Raw genomic sequence first — 17,206 nt, 5'->3', positions numbered from 1 at the left:
TTCAAGCTTTATAATATCCTTTTTGGTAAATAATATTTTACTCATTTGCCACCATCCTATCTATATATAAATTATACAAAAAAAGCACCTATAATCCAAACACTTTTTTTTTAGTGTCCTTCCTATAGGTACCAGTTTAAATTGGCATCTTTTTTTTATTAACAGAAAACATAATTAGATGGGTAATTAGAGAAAAAAAGCGTTGATATAACTCATAATTTTTATAAATCCTTTACATTAAAATATAAAACCCTTTACATTAAAAATAACATATGTTAAACTAACATTAATGAACTTGCATGCAAGAATTCAAGAATTCAAGAACTGGAAAGTTAGTTTTATAACATAAAGATAAATTTCATGGCATTTAAAAGTTTCATGAACAAATAAATCAAATTATAATTTGCTAAGGAGGTTAAGTATGAGCAATCAACAATTTAAAAGTATGAACAGCGATGAGATTTATCTTGCATTAAAAGAAGATATTATTAATCTAAAGCTTTACCCCGGTCAACTTATTAGTGAAAATGAAATTGCCACGTTGTACAACGTTTCAAGAACACCAGTGAAGACAGCTTTTATAAGGCTAAGTAGTGAGAAATTTATAGAAATTGTTCCTCAAAAGGGTACATATGTGACGTTACTTGACATGGAATATATAAAGGAAACTATATATATGCGTAAGGTGATTGAGTGCACAGTAATAAAAGATGTTTTCGAAAATGTTAATGATGAATTACTTAATAAACTTTCACAAAATCTTAGACAGCAGAAAGCAATAGTTGAAAGTCCAGTTGAAGATCCAAGTGAATATTATAAAGTTGATAATTTGTTTCACTCCACTATTTTTGATTTTGCAGGAAAAACAAGATTATGGGCGATATTACAGGAATTTCAGGTTTATTATACAAGATTCAGAATGCTTGATATAGTTGCTGTTGGACATTTTGATGGGGTATATGAAGAACATATAGCATTGTTTGAAGCCATCAAAAATCGTGATAAAGAAAAGGTAGATGAAATTATGAATATTCATCTTCAAGGAAATATTGATAGACTTGAAGATAAAATTCACAATGAATTAAGTCATTATTTTATATAAAAAGCGACTCACACTAGATTTAAATTAGTGTGAATACAACAGGGGGTTAAGAGAACATGAAAAAAAGAATTTTATCAGTGTTATTAGTAATAATATTAATGCTTGGGTTAAGTGCTTGCGGAGCAAAGACAGATACAAACAACTCGGGAAATAAGGGAAAGACAACTGTAATTAAAGTAGCATTTAATCAACAAGTTACAAATCCTCAGTATAAAGCCCTACAAGAGTTTAGTGACAAGATATATAAGCGAACTAATGGAGCATATAAACTTGATGTTTACGCAAATGAACTTTTAGGACCACAACGTGAATCAGTTGAGCTTGTTCAAACAGGAGCAATTGGAATGGCTGTAGTTTCAAACAGTCTTATAGAGAATTTCAATAAGGAATTTTCAGTATTAGGACTTCCATACTTATATGATAGTAAGGAACATCAAAATGCTGTATTTAAAGATAAATCTATAGTAGGTGACTTATTTAAATCAACAAGGGATGAGGGGTTTGAGGTTTTAACTTCTTTTCATGCAGGCGTAAGAAGTGTTTATTCAGATAAACCAGTAACTAAGCCAGCTGATTTAAAAGGGTTAAAGATTAGAATAATGGAAAGTGATACTAATGTTCAAATGATGAAATACATGGGTGGTGTTGGTACTCCTATGGCTCAAAGTGAGGTTTACACAGGAGTTCAATCACATATTATTGATGGTGGAGAAAACAATGAGATTATTTATTCAAACATGAAACACTTCGAGGTTGCAAAATATTACTCATATACTCTACATCTTATGATTCCAGATTATTTAATAATTAATAGGGATCTTTATGATAGTATGTCTACTGAGAATAAAACTATATTTGATGAAGAAATTCAAAATGCTACAGATAGAGAACTTAAAATTTGGGCAGTTGATGTAAAGGATGCAATTAAGACAGCTAAAGATGCAGGTGTAATATTTTCATATCCTGATATAAATTTATTTAAAGCAGAGGTTAAACCATTTCATGAGAAAGTTACACAGAATCCAGAATATAAGGAACTTTATGATAAGGTAAAGGCAAAGGGTGAAACTATAAAGAAATAGTTAGTTAAAGAAAATTAAGTATGATGGGAGTGGATAGAATGCAAACTATAAGAAAATATACGGACAAGGTTATAGAATATATATGCATCAGTTTTATTGCAATAATGACGACACTTGTAACATGGCAAGTTATCACTAGGTATTTTTTCAAAAGTCCAAATGCATATACTGAGCAAATATGCAAATATATGTTTATATGGCTAGTGCTTTTAGCTTCAGCTTATGTATTTGGCAAGAAGGAACATATGTCTATAGTATTTCTAAGAGAAAAATTCACTGGGCGCGCAGCTGTAAAAGTTAATATAATAATAGAACTAATTGTAATTATATTTGCAATAGGCGTACTTGTTGTTGGAGGGTTCAATAATACTCTACTTACAATGGGTCAAAGTGACTCAGTGCTTCCAATTACAATCGGCATGATATATATGATGTTGCCCATTAGTGGATTACTTACTGTAATGTATTCAATATGTAACATTATGGATATTCTTAATGGCAAATTAGAAGAAGAAGATATTAAGTCTGAATAATTCAATAAAGGTGGGGATGATTAAATGGATATAGCATCAATTTCGGGTATTGTTATGTTGGTAGTAGTTCCGCTACTTCTCTTGTTTGGAGTGCCAATAAGTATAAGTATAGGACTTGGGTCGACTCTTGCAGTGATGTCTCTTTTACCATTACAAACTGCATTAATAACAGCATCACAGAGAATTATTACAGGGACTAACTCATTTTCGCTTCTTGCAATTCCATTTTTTATACTTGCTGGTATAATAATGAATAATGGCGGTATTGCAAGAAGACTAGTAGATTGCGCAAAGGTTATAAGTGGAAGATTACCTGGAGCACTAGCGCAGTCAAATGTTGTTGCAAATATGCTTTTTGGAGCAATAAGTGGATCTGGAGTTGCTGCAGCTGCAGCTGTTGGTGGAACAATGGGTCCACTTCAAGAAAAGGAAGGTTATAGCAAAGTGTATAGTGCGGCTGTAAATATAGCTTCAGCGCCTACAGGAATGCTAATTCCTCCAAGTAATACACTGATAATTTATTCAACAGTTGCCGGTGGAGTGTCAATTTCAGCTCTATTTATGGCAGGATATCTACCAGGTATACTTTGGGGTCTCGGTGTTATGGTTATTGCTGGTATCTATGCTAAGAAACTTGGATATAAAGGTTCTGAAAGACCAACACTTAAACAGGGAATTAAGGTATTTATTGATGCAATTCCAAGTTTACTTCTTATAGTTATTGTAATTGGAGGTATTCTTAAAGGTGTATTTACAGCAACTGAAGGGTCAGCAATCGCAGTTGTGTACGCACTAGCATTATCATTTTTGTATAAAAATTTAAAGGTTGCGGATCTTCCAGAAATATGTCTTGAGACAGCTAAAATGACTGCAATTGTTATATTTATGATTAGTGTATCATCTGTAATGTCATGGGTTATGGCATATACAAAGATACCAACATTAATTGCAAATGGGCTTCTTGGACTTACCGATAATAGTATAATAATACTACTTATAATGAATGTTTTATTACTTATAATTGGAACATTTATGGATCCAACTCCTGCAGTACTTATTTTTACTCCGATATTCTTACCAATAGTGAGAAGCTTTGGTATGCATCCTGTACATTTCGGTATAATGCTTGTCTTTAATCTTTGTATAGGAACTATTACACCACCTGTGGGACCAATACTTTTTACTGGGTGTAGAGTTGCAAAATTAAAAATTGAAGACGTAGTAAAACAACTGATGCCATATTTTGGAGTTACAATTATTATATTGCTCTTTGTAACATTTGTTCCAGCATTATCACTTACAATACCTAAATTTCTTAATTTAATAAAGTAAAATAATAAAATAAAATAAAATAAATAAACAAACTAATAAATATAAAAAAGGAGCTAATAATATGAGTACAAATGTAAATGATTTTTCAATGGACTTTTTCTCGCTAAAGGGTAAAGTAGCTATAGTAACAGGAGGTAATACAGGACTTGGACAGGGATATGCAGTAGCACTTGCAAAGGCAGGCGCTGATATATTTGTTCCAACATATGATACAAATTGGGATGAAACTAGATCGCTTATAGAAGCTGAAGGTCGCAAGGTTGCTTTCTTGCAAGCTGATTTATCAAAAAGAGAACAAATAACAGCAACCGTTGAAGCTTGCGTAAAAGCATTTGGAACAGTTGATATATTAGTTAACAACGCCGGTACAATAAGACGTGCGCCTCTTCTAGAAACAAAAGATGAAGACTGGAAAGCAGTACTAGATATAAATTTAAATGCAGTTTATTTCTTAAGCCAAGATGTTGCAAAAATTATGGTTAAACAAGGATCAGGAAAAATCATAAACATAGCATCTATGCTTTCATTCCAAGGTGGAAAGTTTGTTCCAGCGTACACTGCAAGTAAACATGCTGTAGCCGGAGTAACTAAAGCTTTTGCAAATGAGCTTGGAGACAAAAACATTCAAATAAATGCTATAGCACCAGGATATATAGCAACAGATAACACTGCGCCAATAAGAGCAGATGCAGCAAGAAACGCAAGTATATTAGATAGAATACCTGCAGGTAGATGGGGACATCCTTTTGATGTAATGGGAACAGTAGTTTTCTTATCAAGTAGAGCTTCAGATTATCTTAATGGACACATTATAGCTGTAGATGGCGGATGGTTAGTAAGATAATTAAAAAATAAATAAAAAAATTAATATTAGGAGGAATTGTAATGGAAATTAGATATTCAAGTCATAATGAAGATGCAAAAAGCTACGATACTACTCAGCTTAGAAAACACTTTTTAATAGAGGATTTATTTGTACCAGGTGAAATAAAGATGGTTTATAGCCATATAGATAGAATAATAGTAGCAGGCATAGTACCAACTACTAAGGCGCTTTCTTTAGAGGGAAGTAAAGCTTTAGGTTGTGATTATTTTCTTCAAAGACGTGAACTTGGAGTTATTAATATAGGTGGAGCAGGTACAGTTACTTTAGATGGTGAAATACATGAATTAGGAGCTAGAGACGGACTTTACGTTGGACAAGGAATTAAAGAAATTAGTTTTACAAGTAAGGATGCTAAAAATCCTGCTAAATTTTATGCAAATAGTGCTACTGCACATAAAAATTATCCTACAGTAGAAATTAGTTTAGAACAAGCTAATAAGGTTCTAGCTGGTAGTGATGAAGAATGTAATAAAAGAGTAATAAACCAATATGTACATCCAGCAGTCTGCCAAAGTTGCCAATTAGTTATGGGAATGACTATACTACAACCAGGTAGTGTATGGAATACTATGCCTTGTCACACTCATGATAGACGCATGGAAGTATATTTATACTTTGATATGGATGAAAATAATGTTGTGTTCCATCTTATGGGAACACCAGATGAGACAAGACATATTGTTATGAAAAATGAACAAGCAGTTATCTCACCAAGCTGGTCTATACACTCAGGAGTAGGAACTAAAAACTATACATTCATATGGGGTATGGTTGGAGAAAATCAAGAATTTACAGATATGGATGCAGTACTAACTAAAGATATGAAATAAGTTTTAAATGTAAATATATAAATATGATAAATAATCACTATAGTAACTTAGAGTATAAGTTACTATAGTGATTATTGTTTAATTAAAATATTTACTTTATCTATTGTTAGTTTTAATGACATTTGGTAATGGGTATAAAAACCTTTACATGAATTTAGGTGTGCTAGACTAAAATTATTAAATTGCATAATTCTATTAATAAATTTTAATGGTTACAACCAGCTATAGGTGGTGGCATGGTCGACAACATAAAAAAATAGTAGGAGATGATCATATGAATGGTTTAACCACAGATATGAAAGGCATATTTGCAGCATCGGTAACCCCATTTGATAAGGAAAACAGAATTAATGATAAGGCACTTCTTACCCTAATGGAAAGAAATATAAATGAAGGCGTCACAGGATTTTTTATAGGTGGTAGTTCTGCGGAATGTTTCCTTTTATCAAGTGAAGAAAGAATGAGACTATTTGAAATAGCAGCAGAAAATAAAAATAAAACAAAGTTAATTGCACATGTTGGTGCAATTAGTACAGCTGAGGCAATAAAGTATGGTCAAAAATCAAAATCACTTGGATATAATGCAATTGCAGCGACAGCTCCATTTTACTATAAATTTTCTCCAAAAGAAATAGCACGTTATTATTATGATATATATGAAAGTATAGGAATGCCTATTATACTTTATAACTTCCCAGGGAATACTGGAGTAGAATTTGATCTTAAGAACGAGGATATTAAGGAATTATTCAAAAGTCCCGCAATAGCTGGAGTAAAACATACCACCCTTAATTTGTATCAGCTTGAAAGGATAAAGAATTTGAAAAATTCTCTTTATATGTACAATGGTTTTGATGAGATTTTGGTGGCAGGTCTTGCTATGGGAGCAGATGGGGCAATAGGAAGTACATTTAACTTCATGTACACACATTACAAAAGGATAAGAGAAGCATTTGAATCATTAAAACTTGAAGAGGCTAGAAATCTTCAAATTAAAGCAAATAATATTATGGAAGCGTTATGTAGTGTAGGTCTTATACCTGCAATAAAATATGTTCTTACAATGCAAGGAAGTGATGTTGGTGTTGCAAGAAAGCCATTCTCTGAGCTTGATAATACTCAAAAGAAATACATTGAAGAAATACTTATGATTAACCTTGTTAATTAATTAAAATACTATTAATAGTTTATGAGCTTTATTTAGCCAGAAAACATCTTAATCTTCAGAAAATATTTATAATGAAGATTGAGGTGTTTTTTTTGCGCCTTAAAACATTGAAACATAAACCTAAAAATATCAAATTGATTTAAATTGTAAACTTGAATAGTATTTAAGGTTTACAATTTAAAGTTATTGCTTTATTATATAGGATATACCAATCGTATTTAAGAGGAGTATTTGTTAATAAGATGCGAAACTTAATTTTAGGATCAAGATTAGGTGCATTGTCAAAAATAGTTTATGTGGCTATTGGACTTTCTGGGGTGCCTGTAATAAGAAAAAGTGGATATATTGAATAAGAAAACAACAAGGGAGGGGTACGACATGAGAAAACTTATTAAGAGTATTGAGGAAAAGGTTTTACGAGGCCGAGATGTAAGTTATGAAGAGGTAATGAAATTAGTAGACATACAAGAAATTGAATATATAGAACTACTATGTAAGAGTGCAAATAAAGTGCGAGAGTATTTTTGTGGCACTGAAGTGGACCTGTGCACCATTATGAATGCGAAATCAGGACGATGCACTGAGGATTGCAAATTCTGCGCACAATCCGCTTTTTATAAAACCGATGTGGAAGAGTATGAATTAGTTTCAAAGAAAGCTGCGTTAACTCTCGCAAGAGAAAATGAGAAGGAGGGAGTAAACAGATTTTCTTTAGTTACAAGTGGAAGAGGATCAACTGGCAATGAGTTTGAAAAGATTCTAGATATATATGAGGAGCTAAATAAAGAAATGAAAATAGATCTATGTGCATCACTTGGAATACTTGGATACGAGCAGCTACTTAAGCTAAGAAAGCGGGGAATAACAATGTATCATCATAACTTAGAAACTAGTAGAGAATACTATGAAAATATATGTACAACTCATAGCTACGATGAGCGAATAGATACTATAAATGCAGCTAAAAAGGCTGGAATGCTTATTTGCTCAGGAGGAATTATCGGTCTTGGGGAAAGCATGAGAGATAGAATTAATCTAGCTTTTCAGCTAAGAGATTTAGGTGTTAAATCTATTCCTGTTAATGTATTAAATCCAATAGTGGGAACACCACTAGAAAATGCAGAAAGCTTAAGTCAGGAGGAAATATTAAAGACTATTTCCATCATAAGATTTGTGAATCCTAAAGCACTTATAAGACTTGCTGGGGGAAGAAATAAAATTGATAAATTTGGGAAAAATTGTTTCAATGCAGGGGCTAATGCTACAATTACGGGAAACTATCTAACAACATCAGGTAATAAAATAAAAGATGATAAGAAAATGGTAAGTGATTTAAATTTGGAAGTTAGAAAAAATGGCTAAAGGAGTATTTATAATTGGAACAGATACTGATGTTGGTGAAGTAAGAAGTATAGGTATGATAACAGCTATAGATAAGGATATACTGTATATCATTATAGTTTTAATAATAAAGTTTAATGAGCATTGAAAGTTAATCTTGAATTAAATGCTATAAGGGTAGATAATTAGATATAAATTGCTTTTATAATGACAGCGAGCGGACAAAGGAGAATGTAAATGATTAAATATAAATGGTGTGTATGTGATATGGATGGTACATTATTAAATTCAAATAATGCAATATCAAAAGAGAATGAGGTTGCATTAAAGAAACTTCAGGAAATGGGTGTAGAAGTAATTATAGCCACAGGAAGAGTAGATTTAATGGTGAAGGTTTATATAAAGCAATTAGGTCTCAAGGGACCTGTTATTTCTTGTAATGGTGGGTTAATTAGAAACATTGCAACAGGGGAAATACTTTATTCAAAAGTAATGGATAAAATAGTTGTAAAAGAAATAATAGATTATTGCATGACCAGCAATGTTGATTTTATAATATATACTGATGAAATAATATATTCTAATAAAAATAATCGATTAGGAAAAAGATATGAAGATCGTAATAAATTATTATCAAAAGAGATGCAAGTACCTATTAAATATGTAGATAAAAATATAATTGAAAATCTTGATGATATAGATGCTTTGAAAGTTTTATTAGTATGTGAAAAACATGAAGAGGTTCTAGTTCTTGAAAAATATTTTTCAAAGTATGATGACCTTACGGTGGTAAGTTCATCAATATGTCTTTTGGATATTATGGCACCTAATATTTCTAAAGGAAATGCTTTGGAAATTTTATCGAAAAAATTAGGAGTAGACTTAAGTGAAATTATTGTTTTCGGAGATAATTATAATGATATGGAAATGTTTAAATGCGCTGGAATGCCAATAGCTATGGGGAATTCTGTGGAAGAAATTAAGTCGCAAGCTAAATATATAACAAAGTCTAACGATGAGTCTGGTATTGCTTATGCAATAAATAATTACATATTAAAAGAGTAAAATAAAATAGCAAGGGTGAAGTAATATCTTCACCCTTGCTATTTTTTAAACATCTTATTCAGTTGTGAGTTTTTGTTTTTTTAAATAAAAGGTTTTCTAGCTTTTAAATCAAATTTATCCTCAGATTTTAATACATGCATAGTTACATTATAAATCGACAAAATATTATCTTGATGTTGCTCAGATACATTTGTATCACTTATATTACTCCCATCTATAATATAAACCGCTCCAGAACCTAATACCCTTAGAACATTTTCTCGATTTATAATAATTGAAGTATCCTCATCAATACCAATTCCTAGCACTTCTGGATTTTCAGCAACACCTACTAATAGCCTTCCAATTCTTCCTCTTTGAGCAAAATGCATATCTATTAAAACCCCAGTAATTAATCCTAGACCTGGAGCCATTTTGAGTGTGCATTTTTTTGCTGATTCATCATCGGGTCCGGTTACTATCATAATATCGCTCATTACTGAGGCTCCAGCTGAAGTACCTACAAACACACAATCTTCTGAGTGTCTTCGCTTCATTGTTTTGTACAAAGGAGTTCCTCCAAGAATACTTGTTATTCTTAGTTGGTCACCTCCAGTAAAGAATACCAAAGATGCCTTTTCAATTAAGTCTACATTTTCAGATTTTAAAGCATCTGCTCTTTTTCTTACATCAAGTACACTTATATTTTTAATACCCATATTATAAAATAGGTTGCTATATTCATTACCCACTTCTACAGGTAATTGTGTTGCAACTGTTACTATAACTAATAGTTGACTCTCTTTATCAATATGTGCACACACTTCTTGAAGTATCTTTTTCTCGCCTTTTTTGTCTTCTGCTCCACCTATTATTATTAAACCTTCTAATATATTAATCACAATCACCGTCCTATATAAATTTATTAGTTAATATTAGATCTAGTATAAAATTACATATTCATTCTAGTATTAGGATTATTAATTAAAATATTCAATAAAGATGTAATATGAGTCAAAACTAGAAATCAGGGTACAATATATATAAAATTAATTCACATAATTTCATATCATCTTGGAAAAATACTATGTTCGGAGAGTGATTACATGGAAGAAATATTATTAAAAAATGGATTACATATGGATATGAGTAATGGAAATATATCTAAAAAAGATATATTAATAAAAAACGGTAAAATTACAAATATAGAAAATAAAATAAACTATGATACCCAGAGGCTAGATATAATTGATCTTAAAGAATGTTATGTTTATCCAGGGTTTATAGATTGTCATACTCATATGGGAATTATAGAGGAAGGTATAGGCAAGAACGGAATGGATAACAACGAGGACTCATCTCCAGTTACTCCAGAGCTAAGAGCTATAGATGGTATAAATCCTAGAGACATTGCCTTTAGTGATGCCCTTCGTTATGGAGTTACAAGTGTAATGAGCGGACCGGGAAGCCATAATGCAGTTGGAGGGCAAAATGTTGCCATAAAAACTGCTGGAAATATAATTGATAAGATGATATTAAAAAACCCTCTAGGCTTAAAAATATCTCTTGGAGAGGAACCCATAAATACCTATGGTACTAAGGGTAAATGTCCAGTAACTAGAATGGCAACCGCATCACTTATAAGAGATTTATTCCTTCGTACGCAAGACTATATCAATATTAAGGAGAGCGGAAAACTAAAGGAGAGAGATATAAAACTTGAGGCAGTAATACCTTTATTAAAAGGTGAAATGTATCTTCGTGCACATGCTCATAGAGCAGATGATATTGTTACGGCGATAAGAATTGCAGAAGAATTCCATATAGAGAAGCTTGTAATTGAACATGGAACAGAAGCAAATTTAGTTATGGATTATCTATTAGAGAAAAACGTTCCAGTTGCCTTTGGACCCATGTTTTCACCTAGACTTAAAATGGAATTAAACAATAGAAATTATGATAATCCACGCAAATTAGTTGAAGCGGGAATTAAAGTAGCGCTAATAACTGACCACCCATACAATTCTATTGAGCAACTAAGATCTAGTGCAATAATTGCTGTATCAGAAGGATTAAGCCCACTCGAGAGCATTAAGTGTATTACTAGAAATCCAGCTGAGATGATGGGGTGCGGCGATAGAATTGGTAAACTAGAGATAGGGTATGACGCAGATATAGTAGTACTTGATAAACATGCACTAGATATGATGGCTAAAGTAATTTTAACTATTGTAGATGGTAAGGTTGTTTTTAGGGCTATTATTTAAAAGGATTGTAAGAATTGAAAATATTAATGAAAATTAGCCTGCAACTTATATTCTTAATATAGGTTACAGGCTATAAAACTAATATAAACTATTTGTAAGTAAATTTGAATTCGGTATAGTTTGATCTATTTTGCTTTTTAGTATTTCTATAAAAGGCTCAGGATGTTCAACGAATGCAACAATAATATCTTCAGGTAATGCAAAATCTAAAGCTGCTTTAAAAGCCTCTGTTTCAACAAAAATTTTCTCTATGTTTATAATGTTGAATTTTGAACTTAATATACCTTTTTCCAAAATATCGGCTACTTCGCCTACAGCCCTGCCCCTTCTATCTTCATTTTCCTTTATAAAAATATAGTCCAAATTCTCTCCAGCACATTTTCCTACCTGTAGCATATAACTTTCTTGCCTATCCCCAGGCGCCCCAATAATTCCTATAAGCTTATTATGTTTAATATTTTTAACGCCATCAAGTACACACTTATAGCTTTGCAAGTTATGACCATAGTCTAAAATAACCTTTATATTATTTACAGTGTACATATTAAATCTGCCAGGATTTTGATTTGCATTACAGTGAAATGAAATTAAGCTTTTCTTTATAGTATCATTATTGATACCTAAGGCGATTGAAGCAGCGCAAGCTGCCATGGCATTTTCTATATTGTATTTTAAGGCACCATTAAGTGTTATACCTATATCATTTACATCTATTAACTTCTCGGCGTTATTGTTCTTTTGGATTACTATACTATTGTTATCAACAAAGATTCCATAGCCACCATTTTTAATGTTACTTCTCATAACAACATTATCCTTATTCCTTGAAAAAATTATAATATTACTTTTAAACCTATGAAGGATACTTAGACTCATGTTATCATCTCCATTAATAACAACATAACCATCTCTCTTAACGGCTTCTCCAACCAAAGATTTAACTTTTGCAAGCTCATCCATAGTTTCTACTTCATCCATTCCAAGGTGATCTTCAGTTATATTTGTTATAACCCCAACATCTGCGAGGTCATAAGCAAGTCCTCGCCTTATTATTCCACCCCTTGCAGTTTCAAGTACAGCCGCATCTACATCCTTATTTGCAAGTACAACTAAAGCACTGTTAGGGCCTGTTGTATCTCCTTTGAATATACATTTATCATCAATATAAATTCCACCTGTTGTGGTCATTCCAACAGTATATCCTGCAGCTTTAAGTATATGTCCAATAAGTCTTGTGGTAGTTGTTTTTCCATTTGTACCGGTAATTGAAACAATTGGAATGCTTTTTTGTGTGTTTTCGAATAGTTTGTCGACTATATGCCCTGCAACATTACGTTTTACACCAATATATGGATTGTGGTGCATTCTAATACCTGGGGCAGCATTTATTTCTATTATTACACCTCCATTAAGAGGTTTACTTATATCCCCACATATTAAATCTATTCCGCAAATATCTAGTCCGATAGCGATTGCCGCTCTTTTGCATATCTCTATATTCTCATTACAAATTAAGTCAGTGCAGTCTATTGCAAAACCACCTGTAGACAAATTTGCATTATCTCTTAAATTTAACTTCTCATTGTTTATAAGTACAGAGGTTAATGAATATTTTTTCTGATTTAAGTATGTTAAAAGAGATTCATCTATTTTAATTTTTGTTAATTCCTTTTCATGTCCCTCGCCTCGTCTTAAGTCCATATTTGCAATAGTTATAAGAGTTTCGATAGAACTTACGCCATCACCCAAAATATAGGGGGGGTTTCTTTCTGATACAGCAACGATATCACCATAAACATAACATACTCTATAGTCGCGTCCATTTATACATTTTTCAATTAATATATCTTCATAATCTTTAATTAAAAGGTCGTATGCATTTGTTAACTCTATTTCATCTGTAATATTAGCAATAACTCCTTTGCCTTGATTACCAAACTGAGGTTTAAGTACCACAGGATAACCAATATCTGTTGCACCCATTATGCAATGCGTTTTACTTTTTACCTTTAGGCCATTTGCAACAGGTAAAAAATGCATGCTCAGAATTTCTTTGGTCAGTAACTTATCTTGTGCAATATTTACTGCAATGGCACTTGTATTACAACCTAAGGTTGCTTGTATAGTTTTAGAATATTTTCCATATCCTAATTGGAGCATACTATTTTCACCCATTCGCAGAATTGGAATTCCTCTTTTTTTCGCTTCATTATAAATACTAAGGGTGCTTAGTCCTAGCTGCTCCTTCATTAATAATTCTTTAAGAGTCGTAAGTCTTAAGTTTAAATCAAAAGGCTCTTTATTAATTAATGAATTTACAAGGTCAACGGCTATGTGAGAGGCTTCTATACCTGTATTGCTATATTCATATTGATAAATAACATAATAATTATCACCAGATATTTCTCTTGATTTACCATAACTTATATTTAAACCTATCATATTGTGAAGTACTATGATTATATGCTCAGTTATATGTGCCAAATAAGTTCCCTCGGTTAATCTTTTAATAAAGCCACCATTCTCATCTATACCACATCTATGTCTATTAAGATCTGGTAACATTCTAACTAAATTTTCATTGAAACCAGAAATTTCTTTACTAGGAATTTCACTGTAGCCTTCCAGATCTAGGTTAAGTCTTATACATTTCTTGTGGGAATATATATTTCTTCCCTTAAAGATTTTAAAACTAACAACTTTCATTTAATTCTCCCTTTCTACGATGTATTTAGTATTAAGGATCTAAACTATAAATTAGCTTTAATATATAAACTATAATTTAACTTTATCTAATAGATTGCTCTCACATTTCACTTCATTAATCTTGTTTTTAATAATATCTATGAGGGGCTCAAATTTCTCGAAAAATACTATAACAATATCCCCAGGCCGTGCAAAGTTTAAAGCTTCTTTAAAGGCATCAGTCTCCTCTAAAACTTTAGTAATGTTATAACGCTTAAAACCAGAACTGAGAACACCAATTTCTAAAAGCGTAGCTACGCTGCCAAGAGCTCTGCCTCTTCTATCTATATCTTCTTTTATAAATATATAATCAAAATTCTTTCCCGAACAGTTACCAACCTCAACTATGTCACTATCTAATCTATCTCCGGGCACACCAATAACTCCTATAAGATTATTATGCTTTATTTGCTTAACACCATCTAGTACACACTTGTATCCCTCGATATTATGTCCATAATCTAATATTACCATTACATTATTTACTAAATACATATTAAACCTTCCTGGATTTTGATCTTGATTAGAGTAAAACGACATTAAACCCTGCTTAATAATATCGTGATTAATTCCGATACCTATTGCTGCGGCGCAAGAGGCCATGGCATTTTCTATGTTGTATTTTAGAATGCCTTTAATTGTTATTCCAATATCATTTACATTTATTAATGTTTCACAAGTAGTACCTTTTTGAATTATTATATTACCGTTATCAACATATACTCCATATCCACCGCGTTTAATGTTAGTTCTCATTACTTCATTATTCTTATATTTTGAAAATATTATAAGATTGCTCTTTAACCTATGAATGATACTTAAACTCATTTTATCATCACCATTAATAACAACATAACCATCGTCTTTAACGGCCTCACCAACTAAAGCCTTAACTTTTGCTAAGTCTTCAATGGTTTCAATACCATCTATTCCAAGATGATCCTCCGTTATATTTGTAATAACCCCTACATCTGCAAGATCATAAGCTAATCCGCCTCGAATAATGCCTCCTCTTGCAGTTTCAAGTACTGCTGCATCAATAAGCTTATTTGAAAGTACAACTAAAGCACTACTAGGACCAGTTGTATCACCTTTAAAGACACAATTGCCATCAATATAAATTCCACTAGTTGTTGTCATTCCAACTGTATAACCAGCAATTGAAAGAATATATGTTATTAGTCTTGTGGTAGTTGTTTTTCCATTGGTTCCTGTAATTGCGACTATTGGAATGCTTGTTTGAGAATTTTCAAATAATTTATCGACTATATGACCTGCTACATTACGTTTTGATCCAATATAGGGATTATGGTGCATTCTAATACCAGGAGCAGCATTTATTTCTATTATTACTCCACCATTAAGTGGTTTACTTATGTCTTCACATATTATATCTATTCCACATATATCAAGACCGATAGCACTGGCAGCTCTTTTGCATAAATCTATGTTTTCAGTGCAAATTGACTCCGTACAGTCCATTGCAAATCCTCCAGTAGATAAATTAGCATTATCCTTTAGATTTAGTTTTTCTTTTTTTATAAGAATAGAATCTAAATTATATTCTTTGTGTTTTAAGTATGTTATAAGTACATTGTCTATTTTAATTTTAGTTAACTCTTTTTCATGTCCCTCACCACGCCTTGAGTCAGCATTAGTATTATTTATAAGGGTTTTAATAGAACTTATCCCATCCCCAAGAATATATGGAGGCATTCTTTCAGATACAGCAACGATATCTCCATAAACACAACATATTCTATAGTCACGTCCAATAATGTACTTCTCAATTATTATATCTTCATAATCTGTAATTAAAAGTTCATAGGCACACAATAGTTCTCCTTCATTTTTTATATTAGAAATAACACCCTTGCCTTGATTGCCAAATTGGGGTTTCAGTACTACTGGGTAACCAATATCATTTGCATTTAATATACAATCTATTTTATTTTTAACTTTCATGCCATCTGCTACAGGCAAAAAATGCATGCTTAGTAATTCCTTGGTTAGTAGTTTATCTTGTGCAATATTTACAGCTATTGCACTTGTATCATTACCCAAAGTTGCTTGAATCATCTTTGCATATTTGCCGTAACCAAGTTGGAACATACTATTTTCACCAATTCTTAAAATAGGAATTCCTCTTTTCTTTGCCTCGTTACAAATGCTTAAGGTACTTACCCCAAGCTCTTCATTCATTAAGACTTCCTTTAATTTATTTAATCTTAAATCTAAATCAAAGGATTCTTTTTTAATCAATGAATTAACAAGGTCAACTGCTATATTTGCAGCTTCTATGCCAGTATTCATGTATTCATATTGATATATAATATAATAATTATCACCAGATATCTCTCTTGATTTTCCATAACTTATATCTAGGCCTACCAGGTTGTGGAGTACTAGAATTATGTGTTCAGTTATATGTGCCAAATAAGTTCCTTCGTTAAGTCTTTTAATAAACCCCATATCCTCATCTATTCCACATCTATGTGTTGTAAGTTCTGGTAACAGATTAACTAAGTTCTCATTAAAGTTACAAATATCTTTACTTGGAATTTCACAATACCCATTAAGGTCTAGGTTAAGTCTTATACATTTCTTGTGAGAATATATGTTTCTACCCTTGAATACTTTTAAACTAACAATTTTCATGTTGTTGTCCTCCCTGTTGGTAGATTAATTCATACCAATTTGTTACTAGAACATTTTTATCCATTATGTTTTATAGGCGTTAATACGAAATAATACTATCGAATTTATATTTTTACCTTTAACTAATTATTTATTCATAAATATACATGATTTTTTATAAGTACTTATTGTGTAAATATTTTCTTAATATAAATAATTTATATATTTTCAAGTATAGT

Annotated in this window: 15 protein-coding genes; 12 read left to right on the top strand and 3 right to left on the bottom strand. The window is 31.6% G+C overall.

Annotated features, from left to right (window positions below):
* Nucleotides 1–421: 421 nt before the first annotated feature.
* The 11 genes from KPL55_RS20740 to KPL55_RS20695 all read left to right on the top strand — a co-directional run bounded on the left by KPL55_RS20740 (nucleotide 422) and on the right by KPL55_RS20695 (nucleotide 9,339).
* Complete coding sequence (locus KPL55_RS20740; RefSeq protein ID WP_216308664.1) at nucleotides 422–1,102, top strand: GntR family transcriptional regulator; 681 nt, start codon at nucleotides 422–424, stop codon at nucleotides 1,100–1,102.
* 56 nt (nucleotides 1,103–1,158) lie between these two features.
* Nucleotides 1,159–2,184, top strand: coding sequence for a TRAP transporter substrate-binding protein (locus KPL55_RS20735; protein WP_216308663.1), 1,026 nt, complete (start codon nucleotides 1,159–1,161; stop codon nucleotides 2,182–2,184).
* 38 nt (nucleotides 2,185–2,222) lie between these two features.
* Nucleotides 2,223–2,717: a TRAP transporter small permease gene (locus tag KPL55_RS20730; RefSeq protein ID WP_216308662.1), complete on the top strand. Its 495-nt coding sequence runs from the start codon at nucleotides 2,223–2,225 to the stop codon at nucleotides 2,715–2,717.
* A gap of 24 nt (nucleotides 2,718–2,741) precedes the next feature.
* A complete protein-coding gene (locus tag KPL55_RS20725) occupies nucleotides 2,742–4,049 on the top strand; it encodes a TRAP transporter large permease (protein WP_216308661.1) in 1,308 nt (435 codons plus the stop codon).
* Between the two features lie 61 nt (nucleotides 4,050–4,110).
* The gene (gene kduD, locus KPL55_RS20720) at nucleotides 4,111–4,893 is read left to right on the top strand and encodes a 2-dehydro-3-deoxy-D-gluconate 5-dehydrogenase KduD (RefSeq protein WP_216308660.1); all 783 of its coding nucleotides are present in this window, start codon (nucleotides 4,111–4,113) and stop codon (nucleotides 4,891–4,893) included.
* 41 nt (nucleotides 4,894–4,934) lie between these two features.
* The gene (gene kduI, locus KPL55_RS20715) at nucleotides 4,935–5,765 is read left to right on the top strand and encodes a 5-dehydro-4-deoxy-D-glucuronate isomerase (RefSeq protein ID WP_216308659.1); all 831 of its coding nucleotides are present in this window, start codon (nucleotides 4,935–4,937) and stop codon (nucleotides 5,763–5,765) included.
* 274 nt (nucleotides 5,766–6,039) lie between these two features.
* On the top strand, nucleotides 6,040–6,933 hold the full coding sequence (locus tag KPL55_RS20710; protein ID WP_216308658.1) for an N-acetylneuraminate lyase: 894 nt from the start codon (nucleotides 6,040–6,042) through the stop codon (nucleotides 6,931–6,933).
* A gap of 242 nt (nucleotides 6,934–7,175) precedes the next feature.
* Nucleotides 7,176–7,286 carry a biotin transporter BioY gene (locus KPL55_RS26815; protein ID WP_376770481.1) on the top strand — a complete coding sequence of 37 codons (111 nt, stop codon included), beginning with the start codon at nucleotides 7,176–7,178 and terminating at the stop codon, nucleotides 7,284–7,286.
* A gap of 25 nt (nucleotides 7,287–7,311) precedes the next feature.
* Entirely contained in the window at nucleotides 7,312–8,295 is a 984-nt protein-coding gene (gene bioB, locus KPL55_RS20700; RefSeq protein ID WP_216308657.1) for a biotin synthase BioB, read from the top strand.
* Nucleotides 8,288–8,422, top strand: a complete 135-nt coding sequence (locus KPL55_RS26430; protein WP_281418885.1) for a hypothetical protein — start codon at nucleotides 8,288–8,290, stop codon at nucleotides 8,420–8,422. The genes bioB and KPL55_RS26430 overlap by 8 nt, the downstream gene beginning before the upstream one ends.
* A gap of 89 nt (nucleotides 8,423–8,511) precedes the next feature.
* On the top strand, nucleotides 8,512–9,339 hold the full coding sequence (locus KPL55_RS20695; RefSeq protein WP_216308656.1) for a Cof-type HAD-IIB family hydrolase: 828 nt from the start codon (nucleotides 8,512–8,514) through the stop codon (nucleotides 9,337–9,339).
* Nucleotides 9,340–9,419: 80 nt separating this feature from the next.
* Here KPL55_RS20695 and KPL55_RS20690 read toward each other — a convergent pair whose 3' ends face one another.
* A complete protein-coding gene (locus tag KPL55_RS20690) occupies nucleotides 9,420–10,223 on the bottom strand; it encodes a cyanophycinase (protein ID WP_376770482.1) in 804 nt (267 codons plus the stop codon).
* Nucleotides 10,224–10,424: 201 nt separating this feature from the next.
* Between KPL55_RS20690 and KPL55_RS20685 the strand changes: the two genes are divergently transcribed.
* Entirely contained in the window at nucleotides 10,425–11,585 is a 1,161-nt protein-coding gene (locus KPL55_RS20685; RefSeq protein ID WP_216308654.1) for an amidohydrolase, read from the top strand.
* Between the two features lie 78 nt (nucleotides 11,586–11,663).
* On the opposite strand, the gene cphA (KPL55_RS20680) is transcribed toward KPL55_RS20685, so the two are convergent.
* Both cphA (KPL55_RS20680) and cphA (KPL55_RS20675) read right to left on the bottom strand, forming a co-directional pair.
* Nucleotides 11,664–14,291 (bottom strand): cyanophycin synthetase, encoded by a 2,628-nt coding sequence (gene cphA, locus KPL55_RS20680; protein WP_216308653.1) that lies wholly within the window; start codon nucleotides 14,289–14,291, stop codon nucleotides 11,664–11,666.
* A 69-nt stretch (nucleotides 14,292–14,360) separates the two neighbouring features.
* Nucleotides 14,361–16,988: a cyanophycin synthetase gene (cphA, locus tag KPL55_RS20675; RefSeq protein WP_216308652.1), complete on the bottom strand. Its 2,628-nt coding sequence runs from the start codon at nucleotides 16,986–16,988 to the stop codon at nucleotides 14,361–14,363.
* Nucleotides 16,989–17,206: the final 218 nt, after the last annotated feature.

Origin of the sequence: Clostridium lacusfryxellense (assembly GCF_018861735.1) — a bacterium.
Classification (GTDB): Bacteria; Bacillota; Clostridia; order Clostridiales; family Clostridiaceae; genus Clostridium_AD; species Clostridium_AD lacusfryxellense.
Note: the sequence above shows the minus strand (reverse complement) of the source record. Positions and strands in the feature narration are given on the sequence as shown.

Bases quoted from the DNA above. Each gene is read 5' to 3' on its own strand.
- kduD (WP_216308660.1), top strand. From the start codon at position 4,111: ATGAGTACAAATGTAAATGATTTTTCAATGGACTTTTTCTCGCTAAAG.
- KPL55_RS20710 (WP_216308658.1), top strand. From the start codon at position 6,040: ATGAATGGTTTAACCACAGATATGAAAGGCATATTTGCAGCATCGGTA.
- bioB (WP_216308657.1), top strand. From the start codon at position 7,312: ATGAGAAAACTTATTAAGAGTATTGAGGAAAAGGTTTTACGAGGCCGA.
- KPL55_RS26430 (WP_281418885.1), top strand. From the start codon at position 8,288: ATGGCTAAAGGAGTATTTATAATTGGAACAGATACTGATGTTGGTGAA.
- KPL55_RS20695 (WP_216308656.1), top strand. From the start codon at position 8,512: ATGATTAAATATAAATGGTGTGTATGTGATATGGATGGTACATTATTA.
- kduI (WP_216308659.1), top strand. From the start codon at position 4,935: ATGGAAATTAGATATTCAAGTCATAATGAAGATGCAAAAAGCTACGAT.
- KPL55_RS20735 (WP_216308663.1), top strand. From the start codon at position 1,159: ATGAAAAAAAGAATTTTATCAGTGTTATTAGTAATAATATTAATGCTT.
- cphA (WP_216308652.1), bottom strand. From the start codon at position 16,988: ATGAAAATTGTTAGTTTAAAAGTATTCAAGGGTAGAAACATATATTCT.
- cphA (WP_216308653.1), bottom strand. From the start codon at position 14,291: ATGAAAGTTGTTAGTTTTAAAATCTTTAAGGGAAGAAATATATATTCC.
- KPL55_RS26815 (WP_376770481.1), top strand. From the start codon at position 7,176: ATGCGAAACTTAATTTTAGGATCAAGATTAGGTGCATTGTCAAAAATA.
- KPL55_RS20730 (WP_216308662.1), top strand. From the start codon at position 2,223: ATGCAAACTATAAGAAAATATACGGACAAGGTTATAGAATATATATGC.
- KPL55_RS20740 (WP_216308664.1), top strand. From the start codon at position 422: ATGAGCAATCAACAATTTAAAAGTATGAACAGCGATGAGATTTATCTT.
- KPL55_RS20685 (WP_216308654.1), top strand. From the start codon at position 10,425: ATGGAAGAAATATTATTAAAAAATGGATTACATATGGATATGAGTAAT.
- KPL55_RS20725 (WP_216308661.1), top strand. From the start codon at position 2,742: ATGGATATAGCATCAATTTCGGGTATTGTTATGTTGGTAGTAGTTCCG.